General features: G+C 62.3%; 22 protein-coding genes. 20 read left to right on the top strand and 2 right to left on the bottom strand.

Annotation, left to right across the window (positions count from 1 at the left end; all coding sequences use genetic code 11):
* Nucleotides 1-128: 128 nt before the first annotated feature.
* The gene (locus tag KW839_RS02010) at nucleotides 129-1,754 is read right to left on the bottom strand and encodes an NADP-dependent glyceraldehyde-3-phosphate dehydrogenase (protein ID WP_218423229.1); all 1,626 of its coding nucleotides are present in this window, start codon (nucleotides 1,752-1,754) and stop codon (nucleotides 129-131) included.
* Between the two features lie 269 nt (nucleotides 1,755-2,023).
* On the opposite strand from KW839_RS02010, the gene KW839_RS02005 reads away from it, so the two are divergent.
* The 3 genes from KW839_RS02005 to KW839_RS01995 all read left to right on the top strand — a co-directional run bounded on the left by KW839_RS02005 (nucleotide 2,024) and on the right by KW839_RS01995 (nucleotide 5,110).
* A complete protein-coding gene (locus KW839_RS02005; protein ID WP_256352456.1) occupies nucleotides 2,024-2,413 on the top strand; it encodes a cytochrome c5 family protein in 390 nt (129 codons plus the stop codon).
* 19 nt (nucleotides 2,414-2,432) lie between these two features.
* A complete protein-coding gene (locus KW839_RS02000; protein WP_371318030.1) occupies nucleotides 2,433-3,827 on the top strand; it encodes a D-arabinono-1,4-lactone oxidase in 1,395 nt (464 codons plus the stop codon).
* A gap of 74 nt (nucleotides 3,828-3,901) precedes the next feature.
* Entirely contained in the window at nucleotides 3,902-5,110 is a 1,209-nt protein-coding gene (locus tag KW839_RS01995) for a DSD1 family PLP-dependent enzyme (RefSeq protein WP_162237385.1), read from the top strand.
* Between the two features lie 123 nt (nucleotides 5,111-5,233).
* Here KW839_RS01995 and KW839_RS01990 read toward each other — a convergent pair whose 3' ends face one another.
* Nucleotides 5,234-6,178, bottom strand: coding sequence for a transporter (locus KW839_RS01990; RefSeq protein ID WP_060540576.1), 945 nt, complete (start codon nucleotides 6,176-6,178; stop codon nucleotides 5,234-5,236).
* Nucleotides 6,179-6,385: 207 nt separating this feature from the next.
* Here KW839_RS01990 and KW839_RS01985 point away from each other — a divergent pair, with 207 nt between their 5' ends.
* From KW839_RS01985 to KW839_RS01905, 17 genes are all read left to right on the top strand, one after another.
* Nucleotides 6,386-7,426, top strand: a complete 1,041-nt coding sequence (locus KW839_RS01985; protein WP_060540577.1) for an AraC family transcriptional regulator — start codon at nucleotides 6,386-6,388, stop codon at nucleotides 7,424-7,426.
* A gap of 284 nt (nucleotides 7,427-7,710) precedes the next feature.
* Complete coding sequence (locus tag KW839_RS01980) at nucleotides 7,711-8,598, top strand: Dyp-type peroxidase (protein WP_218423228.1); 888 nt, start codon at nucleotides 7,711-7,713, stop codon at nucleotides 8,596-8,598.
* A 16-nt stretch (nucleotides 8,599-8,614) separates the two neighbouring features.
* Nucleotides 8,615-9,583, top strand: coding sequence for a Gfo/Idh/MocA family protein (locus KW839_RS01975; protein ID WP_218423227.1), 969 nt, complete (start codon nucleotides 8,615-8,617; stop codon nucleotides 9,581-9,583).
* 154 nt (nucleotides 9,584-9,737) lie between these two features.
* A complete protein-coding gene (locus tag KW839_RS01970) occupies nucleotides 9,738-10,490 on the top strand; it encodes a GntR family transcriptional regulator (RefSeq protein WP_060540580.1) in 753 nt (250 codons plus the stop codon).
* Nucleotides 10,487-12,217: a fumarate reductase/succinate dehydrogenase flavoprotein subunit gene (locus KW839_RS01965; RefSeq protein WP_218423226.1), complete on the top strand. Its 1,731-nt coding sequence runs from the start codon at nucleotides 10,487-10,489 to the stop codon at nucleotides 12,215-12,217. The genes KW839_RS01970 and KW839_RS01965 overlap by 4 nt, the downstream gene beginning before the upstream one ends.
* A gap of 26 nt (nucleotides 12,218-12,243) precedes the next feature.
* The gene (locus KW839_RS01960; RefSeq protein WP_007946457.1) at nucleotides 12,244-12,489 is read left to right on the top strand and encodes a ferredoxin family protein; all 246 of its coding nucleotides are present in this window, start codon (nucleotides 12,244-12,246) and stop codon (nucleotides 12,487-12,489) included.
* A gap of 286 nt (nucleotides 12,490-12,775) precedes the next feature.
* Nucleotides 12,776-14,200, top strand: coding sequence for an ABC transporter substrate-binding protein (locus KW839_RS01955; RefSeq protein WP_218423225.1), 1,425 nt, complete (start codon nucleotides 12,776-12,778; stop codon nucleotides 14,198-14,200).
* A 68-nt stretch (nucleotides 14,201-14,268) separates the two neighbouring features.
* Nucleotides 14,269-14,601 (top strand): hypothetical protein, encoded by a 333-nt coding sequence (locus KW839_RS01950; protein ID WP_218423224.1) that lies wholly within the window; start codon nucleotides 14,269-14,271, stop codon nucleotides 14,599-14,601.
* 49 nt (nucleotides 14,602-14,650) lie between these two features.
* Complete coding sequence (locus KW839_RS01945) at nucleotides 14,651-15,433, top strand: ABC transporter permease (protein ID WP_060540583.1); 783 nt, start codon at nucleotides 14,651-14,653, stop codon at nucleotides 15,431-15,433.
* Nucleotides 15,433-16,281: an ABC transporter ATP-binding protein gene (locus KW839_RS01940; protein ID WP_060540584.1), complete on the top strand. Its 849-nt coding sequence runs from the start codon at nucleotides 15,433-15,435 to the stop codon at nucleotides 16,279-16,281. Before KW839_RS01945 ends, KW839_RS01940 begins: the two co-directional genes overlap by 1 nt.
* A complete protein-coding gene (locus KW839_RS01935; protein ID WP_060540585.1) occupies nucleotides 16,278-17,240 on the top strand; it encodes a HEAT repeat domain-containing protein in 963 nt (320 codons plus the stop codon). Before KW839_RS01940 ends, KW839_RS01935 begins: the two co-directional genes overlap by 4 nt.
* A complete protein-coding gene (locus KW839_RS01930) occupies nucleotides 17,237-17,509 on the top strand; it encodes a DUF971 domain-containing protein (RefSeq protein ID WP_218423223.1) in 273 nt (90 codons plus the stop codon). Before KW839_RS01935 ends, KW839_RS01930 begins: the two co-directional genes overlap by 4 nt.
* A gap of 117 nt (nucleotides 17,510-17,626) precedes the next feature.
* A complete protein-coding gene (gene lexA, locus KW839_RS01925; RefSeq protein WP_060540587.1) occupies nucleotides 17,627-18,244 on the top strand; it encodes a transcriptional repressor LexA in 618 nt (205 codons plus the stop codon).
* A complete protein-coding gene (gene imuA / locus KW839_RS01920; RefSeq protein WP_218423222.1) occupies nucleotides 18,244-18,861 on the top strand; it encodes a translesion DNA synthesis-associated protein ImuA in 618 nt (205 codons plus the stop codon). Before lexA ends, imuA begins: the two co-directional genes overlap by 1 nt.
* Before the next feature lie 7 nt (nucleotides 18,862-18,868).
* Nucleotides 18,869-20,284, top strand: coding sequence for a DNA polymerase Y family protein (locus KW839_RS01915; protein WP_218423221.1), 1,416 nt, complete (start codon nucleotides 18,869-18,871; stop codon nucleotides 20,282-20,284).
* On the top strand, nucleotides 20,260-23,358 hold the full coding sequence (locus tag KW839_RS01910) for an error-prone DNA polymerase (RefSeq protein WP_218423220.1): 3,099 nt from the start codon (nucleotides 20,260-20,262) through the stop codon (nucleotides 23,356-23,358). Before KW839_RS01915 ends, KW839_RS01910 begins: the two co-directional genes overlap by 25 nt.
* A 146-nt stretch (nucleotides 23,359-23,504) precedes the next feature.
* On the top strand, nucleotides 23,505-25,616 hold the full coding sequence (locus KW839_RS01905) for a PAS domain-containing sensor histidine kinase (RefSeq protein WP_218423219.1): 2,112 nt from the start codon (nucleotides 23,505-23,507) through the stop codon (nucleotides 25,614-25,616).
* Nucleotides 25,617-25,675 lie beyond the last annotated feature (59 nt).

Raw genomic sequence — 25,675 nt, 5'->3', positions numbered from 1 at the left:
GTCAGATGTTCCAGCATGGCGCGGTCCTGGCCTGGTGCTGTGTACCTCGCCGATACCAGCATCAGCCTGGCGGGGCGATAGCGCCGGTACGGGACCGGCGCTGTACCGATGGTTGACGTACGCTGCCCTTAGAAGATGTAGTCAGTCGTCAGAAAACTCGAACTGCGTCCGCTGATGATCTCGCTGATCAGGTCTTTGTTGGTTTCCTGGAACTTGGTGGCGACCAGTGTCCGGATCGAAAACACCCGCAACGCATCATGCACCGACAATGTGCCCTCGGCCGAGTTCTTGCGGCCGTTGAACGGGTAGGTGTCGGGGCCGCGCTGGCATTGCGCATTGAGGTTGATGCGCCCGACCTGATTGGCGAAGGTGTCGACCAGCCGGCCGACCGCTACCGGGTTGGTACCGAAAATACTCAACTGCTGGCCGAAGTCCGATTCCAGGACGTAGTCGATTACCGTGTCCAGATGGCGATACGGCACGATCGGGATCACCGGGCCGAATTGTTCTTCCTGGTAGACGCGCATTTGCGGGGTCACCGGGTACAGCACAGCCGGGTAGAAGAACGAGGCGCGGGCCTGGCCGCCGTTGGGGTTGACCACCCTGGCGCCTTTGCTTTCAGCGTCCGCCACCAGCGCATGCAGGTAATCGACCTTGCCCGACTCCGGCAGTGGTGTCAGTGCCACGCCGCTGTCCCACGGCATGCCGGGTTTGAGGCTGGCGAGTCTGGCGTTGAATTTGTCGATGAAGGCTTCGACCACGTCTTCATGGACGAAGAGAATTTTCAGCGCGGTGCAGCGCTGGCCGTTGAACGACAACGAGCCGGTCACCGCTTCGCTCACGGCGTTGTCCAGATCAACCTCCGGCAGGATGATGCCGGGGTTTTTTGCGTCCAGGCCCAGGGCCGCACGCAAGCGGTGAGGCTTGGGGTGGAGTTTTTTCAGGTCGCTGGCGGCTTTGTTGGTGCCAATAAACGCGAAGATGTCGATCTTGCCGCTGGCCATCAGCGCGCTGACGGTCTCGCGACCGCTACCATAGATCACGTTGATCACCCCGGTCGGGAAGCTGTCGCGGAACGCTTCCAGCAACGGGCGAATCAGCAGCACGCCGAGCTTGGCCGGTTTGAACACCACGGTGTTGCCCATGATCAGCGCCGGGATCAGCGTGGTGAAGGTTTCGTTGAGCGGGTAGTTATAGGGGCCCATGCACAGGGCGACGCCCAGCGGCACGCGGCGGATCTGGCCGAGGGTGTCCTGTTCCAGCTCGAAGCGGCTGGAACGGCGGTCGAGCTCCTTGAGGGCATTGATGGTGTCGACGATGTAATCGCAGGTGCGGTCGAACTCTTTTTCCGAGTCCTTGAGGTTCTTGCCGATCTCCCACATCAGCAACTTCACCACCGCCTCGCGCTGTTCGCGCATGCGACCCAGAAAGGTTTCGACGTGCTGAATGCGTTCGGCCACCCGCATGGTCGGCCACAAGCCCTGACCTCTGTCATAAGCGCGCCCGGCGGCGTCCAGGGCGGTCAATGCGGTCTCGGCATCCAGCAAGGGCGTGCTGCCCAGGATCACTTGCTCATCGCCATCCGCGCCGCTCAGGTAAACCGGGCTGCGCACCTGTGCCAGGGGGCCGTTCCAGATCTTCAACTGGCCATCGACCAGGTACTCGCGCTGTTCGGTCTGGCCGTCGAGGCGGTACTTTTCCGGGATGCCGTCGTGGCTCGGGAACAGGTTGTCGAGAATGTTGGCTGTGGTCATGTCGCTAGCCTCTCTGGATTTAAAAAAATGCGCTGATGAAACGTTTTAGCAGACCTCGACCTCGCTTGTCATGATTCATCTCAGGGTTTTGCTCGGCAACGTGACAGCGTGCGGACTTTGCGGTGCGTTCGGTCATGGCCTCAGAAGCCCCCCTTGTTGGCCCCCAATGCCCTCAACCGGCGTGCGCTGGTGCCTTAGTGTTGACCTCTCCTTGATCACAACAAAAACAGGTGTACCCGGCTGGCCGGGCGCCACATGAGAGGACAGCTATGCGGGCACGCCGATTCATTGAAAAGCCTAGCCTTTGTTTGGCCCTGGTGGGCTGCGTCTGCGCCTTCCTGCTTGCGGGGTGTGGCCAGGAGCCGAAAAACCCGACCACTCCTGCGGAAGCTGCCACTGCCAGGCCCGCCGACGCCGAACTGGCGCAGGTCTATGACAACAGTTGCAAGCTCTGCCACGCCAACCCGGCAGCCGGTGCGCCGCTGACCGGCGACAAGAACGCTTGGCAGCCACGGCTATTGCAGGGCGCCGACACGCTGCTCGATCACGCGATCAACGGCTACAACGGCATGCCGCCGATGGGCATGTGCATGCAGTGCTCGCAGGAGCAGTTCCTGGCGCTGATTGCCTTTATGTCCGGCCAGCCACTCCAACAATAAGAACGGCAGGGAGCGATTCATGACGATGGACTTAACACGGCGTCAGTTATTGCAACGGGCAAGTGTCATTGGTGCCTTTACCGCGCTCGGCTCCACGCCGGCGTTGGCCGAACTGCTGCGCGCGCCGCGGCTGATTCCCTGGCGCAACTGGTCGGGTGGCCAGAGTTGCCTGCCGGCGGCGCGGCTGGCGCCAAAGAACCTGGATGAACTGACCCAGGTGGTGCGCCAGGCCCCCGGCAAGATTCGCCCGGTAGGCTCGGCGCATTCCTTCAGCGCGCTGGTGCCCACCGACGGCACATTGCTGTCGCTGAGTTACTTCACCGGCTTGCTCGACCACGACGCGAAAACCCTGCAAGCCGAGTTCGCCGCCGGTACGCCGATGTCGCGCATGGGCACACCGCTCAAGGACATCGGCCAGGCCCTGCACAACATGGCCGACATCGACTATCAGACCCTCGCCGGGGCCATTTCCACCTCGACCCACGGCACCGGGAAAAACTTCCAGTCCTATTCGGCCCATGTCTGCGGCCTGCAACTGGTAACCGCCACTGGCGAGGTACTGGACTGCGACAGCACGCGACATCCAGAGGTGTTCAACGCGGCGCGGGTGTCCCTCGGTGCGCTTGGGGTGGCCACGAAGATCCGTCTGCAAAACCGCCCGGCTTATCGCTTGAGAGAGCGGCAGTGGATCGCCAAAACCGAAGAGTTGCTGGAGGACCTGGACAAGAACACCCGGGAAAACCAGCACTGGGAAATGCTCGTGGTGACCCATTCCGACTACGCCTTGTCGATTGCCCTCAACGAAACCAGTGACCCGGCGACACCGCCGATCCCGGCGGATGAGGAGGGCGGCAACGAGTTCGTCACCCTGATCGAAAAAATCGACAAGTACGGCAGCGACTTCCCGGACCTGCGCCGCACCATGCTCAATAACCTGCGCCACCTCGCCAGTTTCGACGACCGGATCGGTGACTCATTCGACATCTACGCCAACGTGCGCACGGTACGCTTCAACGAAATGGAGTATTCAGTGCCGGCCGAATATGGCCCGGCGTGCCTGCGCGAGATTCTCAAGCTGATTCAGGACAAGGACCTGCGCACCTGGTTTCCGATCGAGTACCGCTACGTCAAGGCCGATGACATTCCCTTGAGCATGTTCGAGGGCCGTGACAGTTGCTCGATTTCGGTCCACCAGCACTATCAGATGGACCATCACAACTTCTTCGCTGCGGTCGAGCCGATTTTCTGGAAGTACAACGGCCGGCCCCATTGGGGCAAGTTGCATACCCTCAATGCAAAAAATCTGCAGCCACTGTATCCGCGCTGGCAGGAATTCATCGAGGTGCGGCAGGCGCTGGACCCCAGTGGCAAGTTTCTCAATGGGCATTTGTCATCGATTCTGGGGGTGAGCTGATGGCGGTCAATCGGCGCAATTTCCTGATCGGGACAGTGGGCGTGGGTGCGTTGCTGGCGGGAGTCGGGGTGTGGCTGCGGCCGGGTGATAGAGGCGCGCCCTACAGTGATTATTTTCGCGCGCTCAACCGCGAACTCAAGGACCACGGGCCGATGCGGCCGGTGATGCTGATCGATCTCGACCGGCTGGATCACAACATTGATGTGGTGATGCAATCGGTCAAGCGTGGTGGCAAGCATCTGCGGCTGGTGGAGAAGTCGCTGCCGGCGCCGGGGCTGTTGAGCTACATCGGCAAGCGCGCCGGCACCCAGCGGCTGATGTCGTTTCATCAACCGTTTCTGAACCATGATGCGGCGCTGTATCCCGAGTCTGACATCCTGTTGGGCAAGCCGCTGCCGGTGCGTTCGGCCGAGTTGTTCTATCAGTCGCACAAGGGGGCTTTTGACCCTTCGAAGCAACTGCAATGGCTGCTCGATACGCCGCAACGCTTGCAGCAATACCTGGCGCTGGCGCAGGGGTTGGGTACGCGACTGCGCATCAACATCGAGCTGGATGTCGGGCTGCATCGCGGCGGTGTCAGCGATGTGGCAGTACTCGGGCAGATGCTCGCGCTGATCAGCCAGCACCCGCAGCACCTGGAGTTCGCCGGGTTCATGGGGTATGACCCGTTCGTGGGCATGGGCGTGCCGGGGATACTCGGCTCCTCTGAAGAGTTGTTCGCCAGGGTGATGGTGATTTACAACCGCTGCGTCGACTTCACTCGTCAGCAATACCCCGGACTGTGGCACGAAGGGCTGACCCTCAACACCGCCGGTAGCCCGAGCTATCGCATGCACGAGCATGAACAGCTCAGCAGTGAAGTCTCGGTGGGCACGGCAATGCTCAAGCCTACGCACTATGATTTGCCGTCCCTGGTGGAACATGTGCCGGCGGCGTACATCGCCACGCCGGTGTTGAAAAGCACCGGGGCGGTGAACATTCCGGCGCTGGATGAGAAGTCCAGGCTGTTTTCCTGGTGGGACACCAATCAGCGCGAGACGTTTTTTATCTATGGCGGTAACTGGATGGCGGAGTTTGAATCGCCGGCTGGGTTGCAGAGTAACGGAGTGTATGGCCGCAGCTCGAACCAGGAAATGGTGAATGGTTCGGCGGCGGTAGGGCTTGGGATTGAGGATCAGGTGTTTTTACGGCCTACCCAGACTGAGTCGGTGCTGTTGCAGTTTGGCGATTTGCTGGCGGTTCGGGGTGGCCGGATTGTGGATAGCTGGCCGGTGTATTCCTGAAGGTATTTTGGCGCTTGTTCTGACGCCATCGCGAGCAAGCCCGCTCCCACATTTGACCGAGTCCTGGCAGGGGGAGTGCGGTTAAATGTGGGAGCGGGCTTGCTCTCGATGGCGTCAGTTCAGTCAAAACGCGTACGGAATGCTCACCTTGGCCCAGAGCATCTCGCCCTTGGGCCGGTTTTCTACATCAAACTCCTTGGCCCAGCGAATCTCCGCGCTGGCGTACTTGAGAAAGGTCCAGTGCAACGCCGGGCCAATCGCAAACACCTGACCGCGCACGCCGTCGTCCACGTCTTCGCCATTGAACTGCACGGTGTGGCCGAACTGTTTGTCGTCGGTGGTTTGCTTGAGGTAGTAGCCGTTCAGCCCGAGCATCAGGTCGTCGGTGATCTTGTAGCTGGCCGAATAGTCGAAGTGGAAAATCTGCCCCGACTTGTAATCGGTGTCTTTGTTTTTCTCGTTGAAGCTGTACGTCGTCTTCAGTGACACCTCGGTTTTATCCGTCGGCAGCCAGGTGAAGGAGAACAGCGGTTTGTAGGTGTAGAAATTGTTGCTGGTGTTGGCCAGGCGATCGATGCTGTATTCGCCGGTCGGTACGGTGACTTCCACGGCGGCACCGAGGGTCAGGTTCGGGCCCATGTCCCACAGAATGATCGGCGCGAATGTGGTGTCGCCCATGCCTTCGCGGGTGTCCTGCAAGCCGAATACCGAGACTTCCTGCTTGAGCCAGGGCTGGGCGATGTAAGCCCCCAGTCGCCCCCCGAATACCCGCAGCGGGGTGAGGTAATCCAGGCGCGGAATGACCGCCGTGGATTCGATCTCGACGTTCGGCACCTTGCCGCCCAGCGAACTGATATTCAGCTCCCTGGCCTTGTAGTGGTTGTAGTAGACGTTGAACGCCAGCATGTTGTCCGGAAGGCTGTCGGGCGACAGCGGCAACATGAAAAAACCGTCGGTGCCGGGGCCGATGTTGTCCACGCCAGCCTCAGTGGCCAGTACCGGTTCAATGGCGCAGACGCAGGCCAAGCTGATGACCAGAAGGGGAATTGTCGTGCGGATCGGGATCATGGGCATACTCATTCTTATTGTTAGCGGGCTTTCCAGCGTCCATACGAGGGCCGCAACATAGAAATAAGCTGTCTGCGCCCTGCAAGGCAGGGTATTGGCGGCCATTTAGGGGGACTTCTGCGGACAGTCTGTAATCCCTGTGCTAACTTCCTTCGACATAACCGGTTACAAAAATAAGAATGCAGCTCGCCCCGGAATGTATGCCCCATGCAAATGAAAGTGATCGATCCCACCTTTGAACTGGCGCTGGTGTCGCCGTTTCTCCTGCAAACCCTGGCCGAAGTCGCCGAGCAAAAAGGCGTCAACCCCGACACCCTGTGCCGAGGGCTGGGCTTTACCCTGGAAGACCTCCAGGACCCGGCGCAACGCATCTCCTACCGCCAGGCCGTGACCATGATTCAGCGAGCGCTCAAAGTCTTGCCCAATCAGGGGCTGGGGTTGTGGGTCGGCGCGCAGAATGTGCTCGGCACCCTGGGGCTGCTGGGGCATGTCTTGTCACTGTGCAAGACCCTGCGCGATGCCTTTGAACTGGGCATTCGCCATCAACACACCTCTGGCGGCATTGTCGTGTCGAGTGTGGAGGAGGCGGGTGATCGGGTGTTTGTCGACGTCGAGTGCCGCTTGCCGTTCGCCGACGTGCAGCTGTTTGCGGTCGAGGAGTTTTTCGCCAGCCTGCTGGTGTATGGCCGGGCGCTGGTCGGGACCGATTTCAAGCCGGTGGCGGTGCAATTCATGCACGCCGCGCCGGATTATCTCAGCGAGTATGCGCGACTGCTGGGCCCGGACGTGCGTTTCGGCTGCCTGCAGAACCGCATGGTGATCTCGGCGCACTGGCTGGATGTGCACTTGCCCAATCACCATTCCCTGGCGTTGCGTCAGGCGGTGCAACTGCTGGAGCTGGAAGCCACGCAGGTGCACCAGAAGATCGACTTGATCCAGGCGGTGGAGCGGGCGATTGCCCGGGACCTGACCGAGGGCAGTCACATCGAGAAAATCGCCGGCGACCTGAACATGAGCAGCCGCACCTTGCGCCGCCGCCTGACTGAGCACGCACTGACTTTTGAAACGCTGCTGGAACAGGTGCGCCAGAGTCGTACCATGAGCCTGCTGGCCAACCCGGACATGTCCATTGAACGCATCACCGAGGAGGTCGGCTACAGCGACGTGCGCAGTTTTCGCCGCGCCTTCAAGCGCTGGACCGGCATGAGCCCGAGCGCGTTCCGCCATGAAAGCCCCAGCGTGGTTTAATCTTTTTGTACTGCGCAGGGCTGTGGCTAGCGGGCTTCTGTGGCGAGGGGGCTTGCCCCCGCTGGGTTGCGAAGCAGCCCCAAAACCCGCCTACCCGGTATGACTGGAGAATGCAGGGGAGCGCTTCGCACTCCAGCGGGGGCAAGCCCCCTCGCCACAAAAGCTCCCTGGCTGCAGTAGCTCCCTGGCCGCAGGTAGCCCCCTCACCCTGGCTTCATAACCTCTCAAACCACACAAATCCTCGTGCTGCGGTTAAACTCGGTGCTCTTTTTCAAGGAGTTCATATGAGCCATTACCAGCCGGGCATTCTCGCCACCCCCGTTCCGCCTCAAGCCCGTCATATGTTCTTCGCCCTCCAATGCGCCGAAGCGTTGCCGACCGCGCTCGACAACTTGATGCAACTGGTGGACGGGAAGTCGGCTGTCGTCGGTTTCGGCGAGTCGCTGGTCAAGGCGTTGCACGGCCAGATCGAAGGCCTGCGCGCGTTCCCGGCATTGACTGGGGTCGGTGTCGACAACCCGTCGACGCAACATGCGCTGTGGTGCTGGCTGCACGGTGTCGACCGTGGCGAGTTGCTCAACCGCAGCAACGCCATCGCCGCGGCATTGGCCCCGGCCCTGCGCCTGGTGCAGATGAACGAAACCTTCCGCCATATGACCGGCCACGACCTGACCGGTTACGAAGATGGCACCGAAAACCCCCATGACGAAGCTGCCGTGGCCGCTGCGCTAGTGGGTGAGGGCGCTGACGGCCTGGTCGGTGGCAGTTTTGCCGCGATCCAGCAGTGGCAGCATGACCTCAAGGGCTTCCACGCTCTGTCGTCCGGGGAAAAGGACAACATCATGGGCCGGCGCCTGAGCGACAACGAAGAAATCGATGACGCGCCGGTCTCGGCTCACGTCAAGCGCACCGCCCAGGAAAGCTTCGCCCCCGAAGCCTTTGTGGTGCGCCGTTCGATGCCATGGATCGAAGGTGAGCACGCCGGCCTGATGTTCCTGGCCTTCGGTTTTTCCCTCGACGCCTTCGAAGCACAACTACGGCGCATGAGCGGTCTGGAAGACGGCATCACCGATGGTTTGTACCGCATCAGCCGCCCGATCACCGGTGGTTACTACTGGTGCCCGCCGCTCAAGGACGGCCATCTGGACTTGCGCGCATTGCGCATCGGCTGACAATCAGGGAGTGACTATGAACGTGGTGCGCTGGGGCATGATTGGTTGTGGCAGTGTCGCTGAACGCAAGAGCGGGCCGGCCTTCTACAAGGCACCGGGCTCGGCGCTGGTGGCGGTGATGGGGCGGCGCCGGGAGGCCGTCGCTGATTATGCCGCGCGCCACGGCATCGCTCGGGTGTATACCGATGTCGATGCGCTGATCAACGATCCCGAGGTCGACGCGGTGTACATCGCCACACCGCCCGACAGCCATCGTGCCTATGCCTTGCAGGTGGCTGCCGCCGGCAAGCACTGCTGCGTGGAAAAGCCGATGTCGCTGAGCGCCGGGCAAAGTCGCGAAATGCAGCAGGTCTTCGCCGATGCCGGGCTGCACCTGTTCGTGTCTTATTACCGACGTTCGCTGCCACGCTTTCAACAAGTGCGACAGTGGCTGGAGGAGGGGCGGATCGGCGAGGTTCGGCATTTGACCTGGACCCTGACCAAAGCCCCGTCGGCGGCGGATCAGGAAGGCCGCGCCAACTGGCGCACCGACCCGGCGATTGCCGGCGGTGGCTACTTCGCCGACCTGGCCAGCCATGGCCTGGACCTGTTTCAGTACCTGCTGGGCGACATCGATGAAGTCAGCGGACTGACTGCGCGCCAAGCCGGCCTGTATGCCGCCGAAGACGCCGTCAGTGCCTGTTGGCGATTCGCCTGCGGGGCGCTGGGCATGGGCTGCTGGAACTTCGTCGCTGATCGTCGCGAAGACCGTGTCGAGCTGATCGGCAGTAAAGGGCGGATCAGTTTTTCGGTGTTCGATGAACACCCGGTGCAGCTTGAAGCGGATGAAAGTCTCAGCCTGCACATTGCCCATCATGAACACATCCAGTGGCATCACGTATTAGGCATGAATGCACACATTCGTGGTGAAACACAGCATCCGGCGGTGGCGGCGCAAGCGCTGAAAACCGATTGGGTGATGGATCAGATCCTCAAGCGACACTAAAACCTCAGGCTGCAGGTGATCCAGTGGGAGCGAGCAGGCTCGCTCCCACAGAGGATATCGGTGCGCATATAACCTTATGCTCAAACAGTATTTCTCAATCCTCGCATAGCCTCTCTAAGATCACGTCATAACTCGTTATAACAAGTGATCTGCCATGACCGATAACGTTCTATCCCTCAGCAGCGTCCCACTGCACACCCAGCTTCGGGACGTGCTGCGTGCGCGCATCCTCGACGGTGAATACCCGCAAGACAGCCAGATGCCTTCCGAAAGCGAACTCGGCACGCTGTTCAAAGTCAGCCGCATCACTGTGCGCCAGGCCCTCGGTGATCTGCAAAAGGAAGGGCTGATCTTCAAGATTCACGGCAAGGGCACCTTCGTCGCCAAACCGAAAACCTTCCAGAACGTCAGCACCCTGCAAGGTCTGGCCGAATCCATGACCGGTCGCGGCTACGAGGTGATCAACCGCCTGCGCAGTTTCAAATTCATCGCCGCCGACAAGCTGGTCGCCGAGCGCTTGCAGGTCGCCGAAGGCGAGATCGTGGCGCAGATCAAGCGGGTGCGTCTGATCAACCGCGAGCCGATCTCCCTGGAAATCACCTACCTGCCCAAGGCCATCGGCGAGCGCCTGGAGAAAGCCGATCTGGTCACCCGCGACATTTTCCTGATCCTGGAGAACGACTGCGGCCTGGCCCTCGGGCACGCCGACCTGGCCATCGATGCCGTACTGGCCGACAGCGACCTGACCCAGGCACTTAGCGTCGAGCCCGGCTCGCCGATCATGCGCATCGAGCGACTGACCCACGATGCCGCAGGTCGTCCACTGGACTTCGAACACCTCTACTACCGTGGCGACGCCTTCCAGTACCGCCTGCGGATCGACCGGCAAAAAGGGGATCAGGCATGACTCGAAGCACCCTCGAACAGGAATACGACATCGTCATCATCGGCGGTGGTACCGCCGGGCCCATGGCGGCCATCAAGGCCAAGGAGCGCAACCGCGATCTGCGCGTGCTGTTGATCGACAAGGCCAACGTCAAGCGCAGCGGAGCGATCAGCATGGGCATGGACGGCCTGAACAACGCGATCATTCCCGGCCACTCGACGCCGGAGCAGTACACCAAGGAAATCACCATCGCCAACGACGGCATCGTCAACCAGGCGGCGGTGTATGCCTATGCCACGCACAGCTTCGAAACCATCGAGCAACTGGACCGCTGGGGCGTGAAATTCGAGAAGGACGAAACCGGCGACTACGCGGTGAAAAAGGTTCACCACATGGGTGCCTACGTGTTGCCGATGCCGGAAGGGCACGACATCAAGAAGGTCCTGTACCGCCAGCTGAAGCGGGCCCGGGTCAGTATCACCAATCGCCTGGTCTGCACGCGCCTGTTGACCGACGCCGAGGGTGCCGTCAATGGCGTGATGGGCTTCGACTGCCGCACCGCCGACTTCCACGTGATCAAGGCCAAGGCGGTGATCCTGTGCTGCGGCGCCGCCGGGCGACTCGGTCTGCCGTCCTCGGGCTACCTGATGGGCACCTATGAAAACCCGACCAATGCTGGCGACGGATATGCCATGGCCTATCACGCAGGCGCCGAGCTGGCGAACCTGGAGTGCTTCCAGATCAACCCCTTGATCAAGGATTACAACGGCCCGGCCTGCGCCTACGTCACCGGCCCCCTGGGCGGCTACACCGCCAACAACAAGGGCGAGCGCTTCATCGAGTGCGACTACTGGAGCGGACAGATGATGTGGGAGTTCCACCAGGAGCTCGAAAGCGGCAACGGCCCGGTGTTCCTCAAGCTCGATCACCTGGCCGAGGAAACCATCCAGAACATCGAGGAGATCCTGCACAGCAACGAGCGCCCGAGCCGCGGCCAGTTCCATGCCAATCGCGGTACTGACTACCGCACGCAAATGGTCGAGATGCACATTTCCGAAATCGGTTTTTGCAGCGGGCATTCGGCGTCGGGGGTGTGGGTCAACGAGAAGGCCGAGACGTCGGTCAAGGGGCTGTACTCGGCCGGTGACATGGCCGCAGTGCCGCACAACTACATGCTCGGTGCTTTTACTTATGGCTGGTTCGCCGGGACCAACGCGGCGGATTTTGTGGCTGGTCGCGAGTTTTCCGCACTGGACGCACAGCAGATCGAGACAGAAAAACAGCGGGTCTACGCGCCCCTGGACCGCGAACACGGCCTGCCGCCCGCCCAGGTCGAGTACAAGCTGCGGCGCTTCGTCAACGACTACCTGCAACCGCCGAAAGTGACCAAAAAGATGCAGATCGGCCTGCAACGCTTCAGCGACATCCAGCGCGATCTGGATCAGATCAAGGCCCACAACGCCCACGAGCTGATGCGCGCCATGGAAGTCAGCATGATCCGCGACTGCGCGGAAATGGCCGCCCGCGCATCCTTGTTCCGCGCGGAAAGTCGCTGGGGGCTTTACCACTACCGGGTCGATCACCCGCAGCGCAATGACGGCGACTGGTTCTGCCACTGCCACCTCAAGAAGGACGAAAACGGCCAGATGAGCAGTTTCAAGAAAGCGGTCGAACCTTACATCATCCCGCTCGACGCCGATGAAATGCAGGCCTACGACCGGTTACGGGTCGGCGCCTTTGCGGCCTGACGATTAAACCCAGGAGAGTTCGCCCCATGGCCTATCAACCCCAGGAAATATTTTTCCGTTCCAATGCGCCGGTCACGGTCGACGAGGATCTTTGCATCGCCCACAAAGGCTGCACGGTGTGCGTCGACGTCTGCCCGATGGACCTGCTGGCGATCAACCCGGCCACGCAAAAGGCCTACATGGCCTTCGACGAATGCTGGTATTGCATGCCGTGTGAAAAGGATTGCCCGACCGGGGCGGTGAAAGTCGAGATCCCGTACCTGCTGCGCTGAAACACTAGCCCGAATGTGGGAGCCAGCCTGCTGGCGATGAGGTCGGCACAGCTTGCATCTCCATCGACTGACAGGACGCCTTCGCGGGCAAGCCCGCTCCCACAGGGATTTGTGGTGGGTCTCAAGTTTTACAGACACCAAGGAAACCTGTGGGAGCCGGGCTTGCCCGCGATTAGGCCAGAACAGACAACTCCAAAACGCCATCCGGCAACCACCGGACGCCAGATTCTAGACACCCCTCGTTTCCCACCGCGCCCTGATCGTGGCGGAGACGAACATCCTATAAATGATTCGAGGGGAAACACTCATGTTGCGTGCAGCTTTCGCCGGTCTGGTACTGGCTTCCTTCACCCTGTCGGCACAGGCCGAAACCATCCGCATTGCCATCGGCACCCAGGACACCACCATCAACTGCGCCGCCGGCGGCCTGTTGATTCGGGAGCTGGGCCTGCTGGACAAATACCTGCCCCACGACGGCCCCTACAAGGACGCCAAATATGAAGTGCAGTGGAAGAACTTCACCAGCGGCGCGCCCCTGACCAACGAGATGGTCGCCGGCAAACTCGACTTCGGCGCCATGGCCGATTTCCCCGGTGCCTTCAATGGTGTGGCGTTTGAAACAGCGGGCAAGCACAGCCTGTTTATCAGTGTGCTCTCGGGCAGCATCAAGGGCAGTGGCAACGGCATCGTGGTGCCGAGCGCCTCGGGCGTGCAGTCCCTGACCGAGCTCAAGGGCAAGAGCATTTCCGTGCCGTTCGCTTCCACCGCCCATGGCATGTTGCTGCGCGCCGTGGCGGCCCAGGGCTGGGACCCGCTCAAGGATGTGAACATTGTTGCCCAGCCACCGGAAGTCGCCGGCTCCGCGTTGCAGGCCGGCAAGATCGACGCCCATGCCGACTTCGTACCCTTCGCGGAACTGTTCCCCAGCCGTGGTTTCGCGCGCAAGATTTATGACGGGTCCCAGGCCGGTGCGCCGACTTTCCATGGTGCGCTGGTCGATCAGGCGTATGCGAAGAAGTACCCGGAAATCGTCGTCGCTTACCTGCGCGCGAGCATCGAGGCCAATCAATTGCTGGCGGCGGAGCCTGAGAAATACAGTGAACTGATCGCCAAGGTCACAGGCGTCGATGCCGAGGTCAATTACCTGTTTCACGGCCCGCTTGGCGTGCAGACCCGCGACCTGAGCTGGAAGCCGGAATACCGCCAGGCCGTCGGCACCGCCATCGACACCCTCAAATTGCTCAAGAAAGCCGATCGCGGTCTCGATCTCAACAATTTCATCGACGACCAGTACATCCGCGCCGCCTTCAAGGCCTCGAACCTGGACTACAGCGCGCAACTGGCCGACTACGGGCAAACGCCACTCAAGGCCGTCGATGCGACGACCGGCAAAGCCATCACCGACTTCAACCATGTGGCGCAAATCTGGGTGCGCGGCGAACCGAAAGTGCGCCAGTACGCTTCGGCGCAAGCCGCGTTCGCTGCGTTGGCCAGCCTCAAGCAGGAAGGCAAAAGCATCCGCGCGGTGTACGCCCAGGCCAGTGACAGCGGGATCAAGTTGCTGGCCGACCAAGCGTGGTTTGCCAGTGATGCCCAAGGGCGGCTCAGTGCATTTCTGCTCAAAGGGCAGGCCCAGGCGTTCGCCACGGCCCAGGGCGGAAAGGTGTTCGACTTCACCGACGCCACCACCCAGTCCGTGGTTAGCCGCTGAGTTAGGTGCCTGACTTGAGGGCTGCCCCTCACCCTAACCCTCTCCCGAGGGAGAGGGGACTGACCGAGGTGAATGCTGGTCATTCGGTGGCCTTTGATATTTGGGTTGAACTCAGGTTCGGAAAACACCAGACCTGCTCCCTGTTCCTTCACCCCTTGCCGGGGAGAGGACTGACCGAGGTGAATGCTGGTCATTCGGTGGCCTTTGATATTTGGGTTGAACTCAGGTTCGGAAAACACCAGACCTGCTCCCTGTTCCTTCACCCCTTGCCGGGGAGAGGACTGGCCGAGGTGATTGCTGGTCATTCGGTGGCCTTTGATATCGAGTTGAACTCAGGTTCGGAAAACACCAGCGATCGGCTCCCTTTCCCCCTCTCCCCCTGGGGGAGAGGGCTGGGGTGAGGGGGTAAATGTTCGCCAACACACAGTTGCACAATTGGAAACCCGATCCATGAAAATACCCACCACCCGCTGGTTATCAAGAGCCGCCTCACTGCTGCTCTGCCTGCTGTTCTGGCAACTCGCCGCCAGCCATCACTGGAACCTCGGCCTGGTGACCTTCGCCAATGTACCGGCACCGCTGGCGGTGATTGAAGCCGCGCTGGGCCTCGGCGACTCCGGCAAGCTCGGCCAACACCTGAGCAGCAGCCTCGGCCGGGTCTTCGCCGGTTACCTCGCCGCGCTGTTCATCGGTATCACCCTGGGCCTGGCCATCGGTCGCTCGAAATGGGCCGAAGACTTGCTGCTGCCGCCTTTGGAAGTCCTGCGTCCGATCCCGGCGGTGGCCTGGATTCCCCTGGCGATCCTGATGTTCCCCTCATCCGAACTGTCGATGGTGTTCATCACCTTCACCGGCGCCTTGTTCCCGATCCTGCTCAACACCGTGCACGGCGTCGAAGGTGTCGATCCGCGATTGATCGCTTCGGCCAGAAGCCTCGGGGCAGGGCGCCGGGCGATTCTGCTCGAAGTGATTCTGCCCGGTGCCGCACCGAGCATCATCACTGGCCTTGCCATCGGCATGGGCACGTCGTGGTTTTGCCTGGTGACGGCGGAAATGATCTCCGGCCAATACGGCATCGGCTACTACACCTGGGAGTCCTACACCATCCAGAACTACGCCGACATCGTGGTCGGCATGTTGCTGATCGGCGTCCTGGGGATGGGCAGCAGCCTGTTGATCAAGCGCCTGGGCGGACTGTTCACGCCCTGGCATCGACCACGAGGAAAAGCCTGATGAGCGTTTTTCAACATCCTGAAGGCCGCATCGACATCCGTGGCTTGTCGATCAGCCTGGGCGAGGGCAGCGCGGCTTTCGAAGCCGTGCAGGGTCTCGACTGCCAGATCGAACCCGGCCAGTTCGTGTGCATTCTCGGGCCGTCCGGTTGCGGCAAATCCACCTTGCTCGGCGCACTGGCCGGTCACCTGCAACCGCGTACCGGCACCCTTGACGTTGATGGCGCCCCGGTATCCGGCCCATCGCCCCAGCGCGGCATGGTGTTCCAGCAACACACGCTATTCCCCTGGCGCACGGTGCGCGACAACGTCGCTTTCGGTCTGAAAATGCGTGGCATCGGCAAGGCCGAGCGACACAAGGCTGCCGACGAAATCCTCGCGCTGGTGGGGCTCGCAGGCTTTGCCGAACGCTGGCCGAACCAGCTCTCCGGTGGCATGCAGCAACGGGTGGAAATCGCCCGGGTGCTGGTCAATCGACCGCGGCTGTTGCTGATGGACGAGCCCTTCGGTGCCCTTGATGCGCTGACGCGCTTGAACATGCAGGAACTGCTGCTGGATATCTGGACCCGCATCCGCACCACCGTGGTATTCGTCACCCACGACATCGATGAGGCGCTGTTCCTCGCCGACCGGCTGCTGGTGATGAGTACGCGACCGGGGCGGATCATCGAGGACCTGCGCCTCGACTTCCCGCGCCCGCGTACCACTGAGCTGGTGACAAGCCATGAGTTTTCCCGCTTGAAACGCCACTGCCTCGAACTGCTGCGTCACGAAGACGGGCGGCAATTGCCACGCCTGAACCCTCTCGGACTGCCTCCTGAAAACAAACTGCCGCGATTTGCCCTATGACCTCACTATTCGATGTAACCGACAACGACGACATTCTTGCCCTGCAACCGCGCCTGACCGATGCCGACCCCGGCGTACGCCGGATCGCGCTGATCGAACTGGCTGACCTTGAGGAACCGGACGGCCTGTTGTGGCTGGTTGACCGGCTGGCTGACGACCCGACCGAAGAGGTGCGTGCCGAAGCCGCACGGTTGCTCGAGGCCTGGGAGGATCAACCGGTGGTCGAGGCGCTGTGCCAGGCGCTGACCGATCCCTCGGCAACGGTGCAGGCCGCCGCTGCGCAAAGTCTCAGTCTGCTCAAGAGCGAAGCGGCAGGGCGGGTGATCCTGCCGTGGACCGGGCATGCCGACAGAGGCGTACGCATCGCCGCGTTCAGGGCGTTGCGCGAGTTGCGCTATCCAGAAGCGGCTTCGGCGGCGCTGCTGGCGTTGGGAGATCAGGACGCCAATGTCCGCCGTGAAGCGGTTGGTGTACTGGGCTGGCTCAAACAACTGGATGCCTTGCCGGCCCTGGCGCGACTGGCCAGCGACGACCCGGACAGCGAAGTGCGCCGCGCCGCCACTGGTGCACTTGGCCTGGCGTCCGACTCACAGGTGCTGCCGGCCCTGCGCCAGGCGTTGCAGGATCAGGCCTGGCAAGTGCGCGAGGAGGCCGCCACCACACTCGGAAAGGTCGGACACGTCGACGCCGGCCCGGCCCTCGTCGAAGCCCTGAGCGACGATTACTGGCAAGTGCGCCTGCGCGCCACCCGCAGCCTCGGCCGCCTGCGCTACGTGCCGGCCCTCGACGGGCTGATCGAAACCCTCGGCCATCGCATCAGCAACCTGCGCAAGGAAGCCGCGCTGGCACTGGGCGAACTCGATGATCGAGGCGCCATCCCGGCGCTGCAGGCCGCGCAAGACGACGGCGACCCGGAAGTGCGCAAGGCGGTGCGCATCGCCTTGAGTCAGTTGCAATGAATCCGCTCTCGGCAGGTAACTCCCAGAGCAAACAGCAGCTGCGCCTGAACTGGCCCGATGGCCGCGAGCAGTTGCTCGATCATGCCGAATTGCGCCGCCAGTGCCCATGTTCCCAGTGCCGGGCGTTTCGTCTGCGGGGGATGACGCCGATGGTCGATGCCCGGTTGCGGGTGGTCGGGTTGAATCCGCAGGGCTATGGCTTGCAGCTGGTGTTCAGTGATGGGCATGAGCGGGGGATTTATCCGTGGGCGTATCTGGCAGAACTGTGATGCATACAAAGAGCTGCCGCAGGCTGCGATCTTTTGACTTTGATTTTAAAGAACAAGATCAAAGATCGCAGCCTTGCTCCTACAAGTCCTTGCCAGAAAAACGCCAAAAGAGTACAAATGTACTCCATGACGACTCTGACTCCCCGACGTACCGCCATCCTGACCTTTATCCGCGATCGCATCGCCGAGCATGGTCAGCCACCCAGCCTCGCTGAAATCAGCGAGGCGTTCGGTTTTGCCTCTCGCAGCGTGGCGCGCAAGCATGTGCTGGCGCTGACCGAGGCCGGTTTCATCGAGGTCAATCCCCATCAGGCCCGGGGCATTCGCCTGCTCGGGCAGCCGCCACGCCCCGAGTTGCTGGACATTCCGGTGCTCGGCCGGGTCGCGGCGGGTGCGCCGATCGGTGCCGATGCCGAGGTGCACAGCCGTCTGTTGCTTGATCCGGCGATTTTCTCGCGGGCGCCGGACTACATGCTGCGGGTCCGGGGTGATTCGATGATCGGGGACGGTATTCTCGACGGCGACCTGGTGGGCGTACACCGCAACCCCGAGGCGCTCAACGGCCAGATCGTGGTGGCGCGGCTCGACGGTGAGGTCACCATCAAGCGTTTCGAACGGGTCGGTGACGTCGTGCGGCTGCTGCCGCGCAACCCGGCCTACCAGCCGATCATCGTCGAAGCCGGTCAGGACCTGGCCATCGAAGGGGTGTTCTGCGGCTTGGTGAGGCAAGGCTGATGGGTGCCGTCGTTGCGCTGGATACGCTGTTCAATGGCGGCCAGGTCTGGAGGGGCCGACCTGCGCCGCCCACGGCCAGTCCGCAACCCACCGGGCATGCCGCGCTGGATGCGGCGTTGCCCACCGGTGGCTGGCCCGAGGCTGCGCTGAGCGAGATCCTCCTGGCCGGGCAGGGCGTGGGTGAGCTGCAACTGCTGTGGCCAGCATTGGCGCGGTTGTCGGCGGCGGGCGAGCGTATCGTGCTGGTGGCACCGCCCTATGTGCCGTATCCCCAGGCGTGGCACAACGCCGGGGTTGATCTGCGCCAGCTGTCGATCATCCAGGCCAGCGAGCGCGATGCCCTGTGGGCCGCGGAACAATGCCTGCGTTCGGGCAGTTGCGGTGCCGTGCTGTGCTGGCCGCACAAGGCCGATGACCGCGCCTTGCGCCGCTTGCAGGTGGCTGCGGAAACCGGCCAGACCCTGGCATTCGCCTATCGCCCCCTCAGTGAAGCGATCAACCCTTCGCCCGCGGCCCTGCGCATCGCCATCGATGCCAGGCCGGCGCAATTGCGCGTGCTCAAGTGTCGGGGCGGCCTGGCCCGTGCGACGCCGATTGCCTTTCCCGTGGGGCATTGAGGTTGCCATGCGCTGGGTGTGCATTCTCTTCCCGCAATTGGCGCTGGACGCGGTACTGCGTCAGCGCGCCGATCCCGATGAACCGCTGGCGTTGCTGACCGGTCCGGCCCAGCGCCGGGTATTGCAGGCGGTCAATGGCCCGGCCCGGGCACTGGGCTTGCGCTCCGGCCAGTCCATGAGCGCCGCGCAGGCCTTGAGCAAGGGCTTTGCCACGGCTGAATACGACGCCGCCGAAATCGAGCGCTGGCAGCAGTTCCTCGCCGCCTGGGCCTATCGCTTCAGCTCCCAGGTCAGCGTGCATTACCCGCGAGCCGTGGTGTTCGAGATCGAGTCCAGCCTGGGCTTGTTCGGCACCTGGGCACAATTCGAAGTGCGCTTGCGCCACGAACTCGACGAACTGGGTTTTCGCCACCGCATTGTCGCCGCACCCAACCCGGTGGCGGCGCGAGTGCTGGCCAACGCCTATGACGGTCTGGTAGTGCCTGACGACCAGGCCTTGCAGCATCACCTGGGGCAATTGCCCGTCGACCGGATCGGCCTTGCGCCGCAGGTCGCCACCGCTTTGTCACGCATGGGCCTGCGCACCTTGAGTCAGGTGCAGGCGCTGCCCCGGCACAGCCTGGCCCGGCGTTTCGAGGCCCCGGTGCTCAAGCACCTGGACGCCTTGCTCGGTATGCGGCGACTGGCGCTGGCGTTCTACCTGCCACCGGACCGCTTCGATGTGCGCATCGAACTCAACTTCGATGTGCAGTCCCATCAGGCCCTGCTGTTCCCGCTGCGCCGCCTGACCGGCGACCTGTCGGCGTTTCTGTGCGGGCGCGACAGCGGCGTGCAGCGGTTTGACCTGCACCTGGAGCATGCCGGGTTGCCGGACACGCTGATCAAGGTCGGCCTGCTCAGCGCCGAACGTGACCCGGCGATGCTGTTTGAACTGGCCCGGGGCCGGCTGGAGCAAGTCCAGGTCGAGGCCCCGGTGCGGGGTTTTCGCCTGCGCGCCGAAGACTTGCCGACCTTCGTGCCCCAGCATCAGGAACTGTTCGACGATCGTCCTCAGCAGTCCTTGCCATGGGAACAACTGCGCGAACGCCTGCGCGCACGGCTGGGCGATGACGCCGTGCATGGTCTGCGTTTCCAGGCCGATCACCGCCCTGAATGCGCGTGGCAGGCCCGTGCCGACAGCCAGCCCTGTGCCGGGCTCGGCGCCGTGAAGCGGCCGGGCTGGCTGCTGGCTGAACCCCTGGCCGTGCACCAGGGTTCGGCGCGCATCCTCATGGGGCCGGAACGTATAGAGTCCGGCTGGTGGGACGGTGATGACGTGCGCCGCGACTATTACCTGATCGAAACCCGTGCCGGCCAGCAAGGCTGGGCCTATCGGGCGGTCGGTGAGGACGGCCCGCTGTGGCTGCAGGGCTGGTTTGCATGAGCCGCGAATATGCCGAGCTGCACTGCCTGTCGAATTTCAGTTTCCAGCGCGGTGCGTCCAGCGCCCTGGAACTGTTCCAGCAGGCGAAAAAGCAGGGTTATCAAGCCCTGGCAATCAGCGATGAATGCACCCTGGCGGGCATCGTGCGCGCCTGGCAGGCGGCGAAGTCGGTGGAGCTGGCGCTGATCATCGGCAGTGAAGTACGGATCGAGAACGGCCCGAAACTGGTGCTGCTGGCGGAGAGCCTCGAGGGTTATCAGGCGCTGTGCCGGTTGATCACCCGCGCCCGGCGCCGGACACAGAAGGGCCAGTACCAGATTCTGCGCGAAGACTTCAGCGAAGCGCTGCCGGGGCTGCTGGCGCTGTGGGTACCGGACGCGGTCGATGCCTTCGAGCAAGGTCGCTGGTTGCAACAGGTGTTCGGCGACCGCCTGTGGCTGGCGGTGCAGTTGCATCGCGGCCAGGACGACAGCCAGCGCCTGAGTGATTTGCTGAACCTGGCCAGTGAACTGCGCATACCAGCAGTGGCGAGCGGCGACGTGCACATGCATGTCCGTGGACGACGTGCCCTGCAGGACACCATGACAGCAATCCGCCATCACCTGCCGGTGGCCGATGCCGGGTTGCGCCTGCACCCCAATGGCGAGCGTCATCTGCGCAGTCTTGACGTCCTGCATGAGCTTTATCCGCAAGCCTTGCTCGAGGAAACGCTGAACATCGCCCGGCGCTGCACCTTCGACCTCGCTCAGTTGCGCTATCAATATCCCCGGGAACTGGTGCCGCAAGGCCAAAGCGCCGCGTCCTGGCTACGCGAGTTGACCGAGCGCGGCATTCGCCAGCGCTGGCCCGAAGGCGCCAGCGACAAGGTACGCGCGCTGATTGATAAGGAACTGGGGCTGATCGCCGAACTGGGGTATGAAAGTTATTTCCTCACCGTTCAGGACATCGTCGCTTTCGCCCGGCGCGAGAAAATTCTCTGTCAGGGCCGGGGCTCGGCGGCCAACTCGGCGGTGTGTTTTGCCTTGGGCATCACCGAGATCGACCCCGAGCGGATGAACATGCTGTTTGAGCGTTTTCTCTCCAAAGAGCGCAACGAGCCGCCGGATATCGATGTGGACTTCGAGCACGAGCGCCGCGAAGAGGTCTTGCAGTACGTATTCCAGCGTTACGGCCGGACCCGTGCCGCGCTGACGGCTGTGGTCAGCACCTACCACGCCGCCGGTGCGGTGCGCGATGTGGCCAAGGCCCTGGGCTTGCCCCCGGACCAGATCAATGCCCTGGCCGATTGCTGCGGTCACTGGAGCGATGAAGCGCCGCCCGTGGAGCGCCTGCGCGAAGGCGGCTTCGATCCCGAAAGCCCGGTGTTGCGCCGGGTATTGAGCCTGACCCGACAACTGATCGGTTTCCCCCGGCACCTGTCCCAGCACCCTGGTGGCTTCGTGATTTCCGAGCAGCCGCTGGACCATCTCGTACCGGTGGAAAACGCCGCCATGGCCGAGCGCACCATCATTCAGTGGGACAAGGACGATCTCGATGCGGTCGGGCTGCTCAAGGTCGATATCCTCGCCTTGGGCATGCTCAGCGCGATACGTCGCTGCTTTGATCTGTTGCGCCGCCATCGCAACCGCGACCTGAGCCTGGCGACAGTACCCTCCGAAGACTCGCAGACCTACGACATGATTGGCCGTGCCGATACCGTCGGCGTGTTCCAGATCGAATCCCGGGCCCAGATGTCGATGCTGCCCAGGCTCAAGCCACGCACGTTCTATGACCTGGTGATCGAGGTGGCCATCGTCCGCCCCGGACCTATCCAGGGCGGGATGGTGCATCCGTACCTGCGTCGGCGAAACAAGGAGGAACTGGAAAGCTACCCCTCCGAAGAGTTGCGCGAGGTGTTGAAACGCACCCTGGGTGTCCCGCTGTTTCAGGAACAGGTCATGCAGATCGCCATCGTCGCCGCCGACTACAGCCCCGGCGAGGCCGATCAGTTGCGCCGTTCCATGGCGGCGTGGAAGCGCCATGGCGGGCTCGAACCGCACAAGGATCGGCTGACCGCCGGCATGAAGAAAAAGGGCTACACGGCGGAATTCGCCGCGCAGATTTTCGAGCAGATCAAGGGCTTTGGCAGCTATGGTTTTCCCGAGTCCCACGCCGCCAGTTTCGCCTTGCTGACCTACGCCAGTTGCTGGTTGAAGTGCCATGAGCCGGCGGCCTTTGCCTGTGCGCTGATCAACAGCTGGCCCATGGGTTTCTACAGCCCTGACCAGATTCTGCAGGACGCGCGTCGCCACCATTTGCAGGTGCGCCCGGTGGACGTGCGCGCCAGCGACTGGGATTGCAGCCTGGAGCCGATGGTCGGCGCGCAGCCGGCGATTCGCCTGGGCTTGCGCATGATCAAGGGTTTTCGCGAGGACGATGCCCTGCGCATTGAGGCGGCGCGTGCCCAAGGCGCATTTGCCGACGTCGCCGACCTCGGTGAACGGGCTTGCCTGGATGCCCGTGCCCGCGAGCTGCTGGCCGATGCCGGGGCGTTGCGTGGCCTGGCCGGGGACCGGCACAGGGCGCGCTGGGAGGTGGCGGGGGTGCACAGGCAGCTCGGTTTGTTTGCCGGCCTGCCGAGTCAGGAAGAGGACGCGGTGGCGTTGCCCAAGCCCACTGTTGGCGAGGACCTGCTGGCCGATTACAACAGCGTCGGCACCACCCTGGGGCCACATCCGCTGGCGTTGCTGCGCGCTGAACTCAAAGCCCTGCGTTGTCGCAGTTCGAAGGAACTGCTGGAGGTCGAGCACGGCCGCCCGGTCAGCGTTGCCGGGCTGGTGACAGGTCGACAACGGCCCAGCACCGCCAGTGGCGTGACCTTCGTCACCCTGGAGGACGAGTTCGGCAACGTCAACGTGGTGGTCTGGCGCGACCTCGCCGAGCGCCAGCGCAAAGCCCTGGTCGGCTCGCAGTTGCTCAAGGTCGATGGACGCTGGGAGAAGGAGGGCGAGGTGCGGCATTTGATTGCCGGGCGCTTGAGCGACCTGAGCCCGTTACTGGATGGCATCAGCGTGCGCAGCCGGGACTTCCGCTGACCTTGTGGCAAAGCCAGTGCCCACAGGAAGTCCTTAATATTCGCGCAACCCTCGAACCTGGTGTGAATCAGCTATACCTCTATGAAACGAATTGCGTGCGCGACGCTCGAATCAAACGGGTGTGGATGACCGGGATAAAGCAACCGATGCAGTTTCTAGAAGATAGCCACGGGTGTGCCGGCTGGAGCGGCGAAATGGCTGGGCGCATTCGTGCGTTCGACTGGAGCCGGACCGAGCTGGGAAAGCTCGATAGCTGGTCGAAAAGCCTGAACAGCGCGGTGCAGATGATGCTTGCGTCACCGCTGCCGATGGTGATGCTCTGGGGGCGGTCCGGGTACATGATCTACAACGACGCCTATTCAAAGTTCGCCGGTGGCCGTCATCCTTATCTGTTGGGTTCGCCGGTAGAGCTGGGTTGGCCGGAAGTCGCCGAATTCAACCGCCATGTGGTTGATACCTGCCTGGCGGGCGGCACCTTGTCCTATCGCAATAAAGAATTGGTGCTGCTGCGTGCCGGGGTGCCGGAAGAAGTGTGGATGGACCTCTACTACAGCCCGGTCTCCGATGACCTGGGGTATCCGGCCGGGGTCATGGCCATGGTGGTGGAGACCACTGAACGGGTGATTTCCGAACGGCGCCGCCAGGCGGCCGAAGACGCCTATCGCGCCGACAATGAACGGGTGCGCCTGGCGCTCAATGCCGGGGCCTTGCTCGGTTCGTTCGTCTGGGACATCAAGGCCAATCTCTTGTCCGGTGATGAGCGATTCGTGCGCACGTTCTCCTACCCACCCGGGCAAGACCTGGCCAACCTGTCCCAGGAAGTCGCCGATGCGCGGATCCATCCGGACGACCGCAACTGGGTTCAGGAGCGGGTCAAGCTGTCGGTTGATACCGGCGAACCCTACAATGTGGAATACCGCATTCAGCGCCCGGACGGCAGTTATCTCTGGGTACTCGCCAGTGGCTGTTGCGAGTTCAACGAGCAGGGCGAAGCGTTTCGTTTTCCCGGCGTACTGATTGATATTCATGAACGCAAGATCGCCGAAGAATCCCTGCTCAGGTTCACCCGTAATCTTGAACAGCGAGTGGCCAATGAGGTCGAGGCACGCCTGACGGCGGAAGAGCAGCTTCGTCAGTCACAGAAGCTTGAAGCCATCGGCGGCTTGACCGGTGGCGTGGCCCATGACTTCAACAATCTGTTGCAGGTAATCGCTGGCAACCTGCACCTGTTGGCGCGCCATGAACCCGACAACGCCAATGTGCAGCGCCGGGTCGCGGCATCGATTGCCGCGGTGGAGCGCGGGGCCAAGCTGTCCTCGCAACTGCTCGCGTTCGCCCGGCGCCAGCCATTGTCGCCAGCCGTGTTTACGCTGCGGCAGATTTTCGATGGCCTGGCAGAGCTGTTGCAACGTGCATTGGGCGAAACCCTTCAGGTGCATATGAGCGCTCCGAAGGCGCCATGGCAGGTGTTTGTCGATCGCAATCAGCTGGAAAACGCCATCCTCAACCTGGCCATCAATGCCCGGGACGCCATGCACGGTGAAGGAACGATCAATCTTTGTACCGAAAACATCACCCTCGACCGCGAGTTCTGCACCGGCAAAGGCATCGTCGCCGGGGACTACGTGCGCGTGTCAATTGCCGACAGCGGTGTCGGCATGGCGCCGCAGGTACTGGCCCAGGCGTTCGAGCCTTTCTTCACTACCAAAGCCGACGGTCAGGGTACCGGGTTGGGTTTGAGCATGGTCTTCGGTTTCGTCAAGCAGAGCGGCGGGCATATCGAGATTGCCAGCGAGGTCGGGCAGGGCACCCGGGTGCAAATGTATTTCCCCCGCACCTTGCGTCTGGCTGCAAGTGACGCGCCGAACCCCAACGTAGAGCAACGGGGCGGGCATGAGCGCATCCTGGTAGTCGAGGACAATGAAGCGGTGCGGGTGTCGGTGGTCGAGTTACTGCGCGATGAAGGTTATGAGATCCTGACGGCTACCCATGCTGATGCCGCCATGCAAATCTTGCTGGAAGGTGCGCAGGTAGACCTGATTTTCACTGACGTGGTCATGCCCGGCCTGATCAAGAGTCCGGAGCTGGCCGCCTGGGCGAAAGTGCAGGAGCCACCGGTGGCGGTGCTGTTTACCTCCGGGCATACCCGCGACATCATCTCGCGCAACCATCAGCTCAGCCCGGATACCCACTTGCTGAGCAAACCTTATAGCCCTGAAGCACTGACACAGATGATCCGTACAGTGCTCAAAGGTTGACCACGATCGAAATGTGGGAGCGGGCTTGCTCGCGAAGGCGTAGTGTCATTCAACACTCA

The sequence above is a fragment of the Pseudomonas sp. PDM31 genome (genome assembly GCF_019218965.1).
Taxonomy (GTDB): domain Bacteria; phylum Pseudomonadota; class Gammaproteobacteria; order Pseudomonadales; family Pseudomonadaceae; genus Aquipseudomonas.
Note: the sequence above shows the minus strand (reverse complement) of the source record. Positions and strands in the feature narration are given on the sequence as shown.

Excerpts from the sequence above, each read along its gene's own strand:
- imuA (WP_218423222.1), top strand. The coding sequence starts at position 18,244 with ATGGGTGCCGTCGTTGCGCTGGATACGCTGTTCAATGGCGGCCAGGTC.
- KW839_RS01960 (WP_007946457.1), top strand. The coding sequence starts at position 12,244 with ATGGCCTATCAACCCCAGGAAATATTTTTCCGTTCCAATGCGCCGGTC.
- KW839_RS01940 (WP_060540584.1), top strand. The coding sequence starts at position 15,433 with ATGAGCGTTTTTCAACATCCTGAAGGCCGCATCGACATCCGTGGCTTG.
- KW839_RS01990 (WP_060540576.1), bottom strand. The coding sequence starts at position 6,178 with ATGATCCCGATCCGCACGACAATTCCCCTTCTGGTCATCAGCTTGGCC.
- KW839_RS01965 (WP_218423226.1), top strand. The coding sequence starts at position 10,487 with ATGACTCGAAGCACCCTCGAACAGGAATACGACATCGTCATCATCGGC.
- KW839_RS01955 (WP_218423225.1), top strand. The coding sequence starts at position 12,776 with ATGATTCGAGGGGAAACACTCATGTTGCGTGCAGCTTTCGCCGGTCTG.
- KW839_RS01985 (WP_060540577.1), top strand. The coding sequence starts at position 6,386 with ATGCAAATGAAAGTGATCGATCCCACCTTTGAACTGGCGCTGGTGTCG.
- KW839_RS01975 (WP_218423227.1), top strand. The coding sequence starts at position 8,615 with ATGAACGTGGTGCGCTGGGGCATGATTGGTTGTGGCAGTGTCGCTGAA.
- KW839_RS01905 (WP_218423219.1), top strand. The coding sequence starts at position 23,505 with ATGCAGTTTCTAGAAGATAGCCACGGGTGTGCCGGCTGGAGCGGCGAA.
- lexA (WP_060540587.1), top strand. The coding sequence starts at position 17,627 with ATGTACTCCATGACGACTCTGACTCCCCGACGTACCGCCATCCTGACC.
- KW839_RS01935 (WP_060540585.1), top strand. The coding sequence starts at position 16,278 with ATGACCTCACTATTCGATGTAACCGACAACGACGACATTCTTGCCCTG.
- KW839_RS01945 (WP_060540583.1), top strand. The coding sequence starts at position 14,651 with ATGAAAATACCCACCACCCGCTGGTTATCAAGAGCCGCCTCACTGCTG.
- KW839_RS01930 (WP_218423223.1), top strand. The coding sequence starts at position 17,237 with ATGAATCCGCTCTCGGCAGGTAACTCCCAGAGCAAACAGCAGCTGCGC.
- KW839_RS02010 (WP_218423229.1), bottom strand. The coding sequence starts at position 1,754 with ATGACCACAGCCAACATTCTCGACAACCTGTTCCCGAGCCACGACGGC.
- KW839_RS01970 (WP_060540580.1), top strand. The coding sequence starts at position 9,738 with ATGACCGATAACGTTCTATCCCTCAGCAGCGTCCCACTGCACACCCAG.
- KW839_RS02000 (WP_371318030.1), top strand. The coding sequence starts at position 2,433 with ATGACGATGGACTTAACACGGCGTCAGTTATTGCAACGGGCAAGTGTC.
- KW839_RS02005 (WP_256352456.1), top strand. The coding sequence starts at position 2,024 with ATGCGGGCACGCCGATTCATTGAAAAGCCTAGCCTTTGTTTGGCCCTG.
- KW839_RS01915 (WP_218423221.1), top strand. The coding sequence starts at position 18,869 with ATGCGCTGGGTGTGCATTCTCTTCCCGCAATTGGCGCTGGACGCGGTA.
- KW839_RS01980 (WP_218423228.1), top strand. The coding sequence starts at position 7,711 with ATGAGCCATTACCAGCCGGGCATTCTCGCCACCCCCGTTCCGCCTCAA.